Source organism: Microbacterium sp. HMWF026 (genome assembly GCF_003061325.1).
GTDB classification, from domain to species: Bacteria; Actinomycetota; Actinomycetes; order Actinomycetales; family Microbacteriaceae; genus Microbacterium; species Microbacterium testaceum_E.
In genome coordinates this window covers 1-2,130 of sequence record NZ_QAJB01000184.1, presented here as the reverse complement: position 1 = coordinate 2,130, position 2,130 = coordinate 1, and the positions used below count along the sequence as shown (strand labels likewise).

Annotated in this window: 3 protein-coding genes; 1 reads left to right on the top strand and 2 read right to left on the bottom strand. The window is 72.7% G+C overall.

Annotation, left to right across the window (positions count from 1 at the left end; translation table 11 throughout):
* Both DBR36_RS07820 and DBR36_RS07815 read right to left on the bottom strand, forming a co-directional pair.
* Window positions 1-306, bottom strand: a 306-nt coding sequence (locus DBR36_RS07820; protein WP_375136066.1) for an alpha/beta family hydrolase, incomplete at its 3' end; no start/stop codon positions are given.
* Window positions 303-1,064: a general stress protein gene (locus DBR36_RS07815; RefSeq protein WP_258222620.1), complete on the bottom strand. Its 762-nt coding sequence runs from the start codon at window positions 1,062-1,064 to the stop codon at window positions 303-305. The genes DBR36_RS07815 and DBR36_RS07820, both read right to left, overlap by 4 nt.
* 71 nt (window positions 1,065-1,135) lie before the next feature.
* Here DBR36_RS07815 and DBR36_RS07810 point away from each other — a divergent pair.
* On the top strand, window positions 1,136-2,130 hold a 995-nt coding region (locus DBR36_RS07810; RefSeq protein ID WP_108318314.1), incomplete at its 3' end, for a magnesium transporter MgtE N-terminal domain-containing protein.

Genomic DNA, 2,130 nt, shown 5'->3' with positions numbered 1-2,130 from the left:
GTATGCGCCCGGCGCGTGGGCGGCGAGCCAGGCCTCGACCCCGCGCCAGGTCGCCACCGCGTGGGCGGCGGGGCCCGGCATCCGTCGTCCCGCCTCGACGTAGGGGAACACGAAGCGCAGCACGGCCACGCCGTCGGCCGCCAGGGCGTCGGACAGTCCGGCGAGGAACGGGTGCTCCATGCCGGCCCCGGCACCGTGGGCGAGGGCCACCGTGGCGCGCGACCGCGCGGGAGCCGACCAGAACCCCGACACCTCGACCGGTCCCGCCGGCAGCTCGACGGCGATGCGGACGGGCTGCGGGGTCACCGCGGGGCGGGGGTGTCGTCCGCGTCGGGACGGTCCGCGGGCGTGTCGGAACCGGCGCGGTCGGAACCGCCCGCATCCGCGGACGACGGCGCCTCGGCCGCGGGCGCCTTCGGGGCGATCCGCTCGCCGTACCGCGGCGGCTCGTCGTCGCGCGACGCGGAGCCGGGAGCGACCGAGGGCACCGGCGGACGCGGCGGCGCGGCCTGTCCCGACGGGCGACGCTCGCCGTACTGCGGGGGCGTGGAGTCGTCGGCGACGGGGCGCGACACGGTGGTGCGCGCGGCCGTGCCGGTGGGGCCCAGGACGCCACGCGCCTTGTGCACGCTGGTCGCGGCGACGCACACGTCGTAGTGGTCGGCGGCGACCTGCATGACCGAAGCGAAGTCGCGACGGCGGCGGACGATCGAGTACGTGCCCAGGCTCAAGAGCATGCCGAGGGCCATACCGATCAGCAGCACGCCGATGAAGGCCGAGATCTGCGCGGTCGGCGTGCCGAGCACGAAGATGAACGCGAACAGCAGACCCAGCATCAGGCCGTTCAGCGCGCCCGAGCGGGCCGCCGTGGCGTAGCCGAGCTTTCCGGTGATCCGCTCGATCGAGCGCAGGCCCGAACCCACGATCGCGATGTCGCGCGCGGGGACCTCCGCGGCGATCAGCGACGAGACGGCCTTCTGCGCCTGCTCGTACGTGGGGAACGAGGCGATCTTGTCGCCGACCTCGTCGCGACCGGCACCCGGACGCTGCGCGAACATACTCATTTCATCATCCTGTCACGCACGCCTGACCGTTCCCGAGGTGTTGCCGACGAGGTGCGGACTACGCTGTACCGGTGAGCACGCAAAGGGTTTTCGTCGCCCGCTTGGCGGGCTGCACGGTGTTCGACCCGGCGGGAGACCGCCTGGGCCGGGTGCGCGACGTCGTGGTGATCTACCGCGCCTCCGCCGCACCGCGCGTCGTGGGCCTCGTCGTCGAGATCCCGGGCCGTCGACATGTGTTCGTGTCCATCGGGCGCGTCACCTCGATCCAGGCCGGTCAGGTCATCACGACCGGCCTCATCAACGTGCGCCGCTTCCAGCAGCGCGGCGGCGAGGTGCGTGTAATGGCCGAGATGCTCGGACGCCGCGTCAGTCTCGTCGACGGCTCGGGCTCCGCCGTGATCGAGGACGTCGCGATCGAGCGCAACCGTCTCGGCGAGTGGGACGTGGGGCAGCTGTTCCTGCGTCGCCCGCGCACGAGCGCGTCGCCCTTCGCCAAGGGCGCCACGACCTTCGCCGCGTGGGGCGAGGTGCGCGAGAACCAGACGCCCGGCGAGGCGCAGTCCGCCGAGCAGCTCGTGGCGACGTACTCCGAGCTCAAGCCCGCCGACCTGGCCAACACCCTCCTCGACCTGCCCGAGGAGCGTCTGATCGAGGTCGCCGAAGAGCTCAGCGACGACCGTCTGGCCGACGCCCTCGAAGAGATGCCCGAGGACGAGCAGGTGCACATCCTCGAGCAGCTCGGCGACGAACGCGCCGCCGACATCCTGGATGCCATGGAACCCGACGACGCCGCCGACCTGCTCGGTCAGCTGCCCGAGTCGCGCTCCGAGCAACTGCTCGACCTGATGGAGCCCGAAGAGGCCGACGACGTCCGCGCGCTGCTGCAGTACGGACCCGATACCGCCGGTGGCCTGATGACCCCCGAGCCCATCGTGCTGTCGGCCGACGCCACGGTCGCCGAGGCCCTGGCCCTGATCCGTCGGCACGAGCTGCACCCGGCGCTCGCGGCATCCGTGTTCATCACCCTGCCGCCGTACGAGACGCCGACCGGACGTCTGCTGGGCAC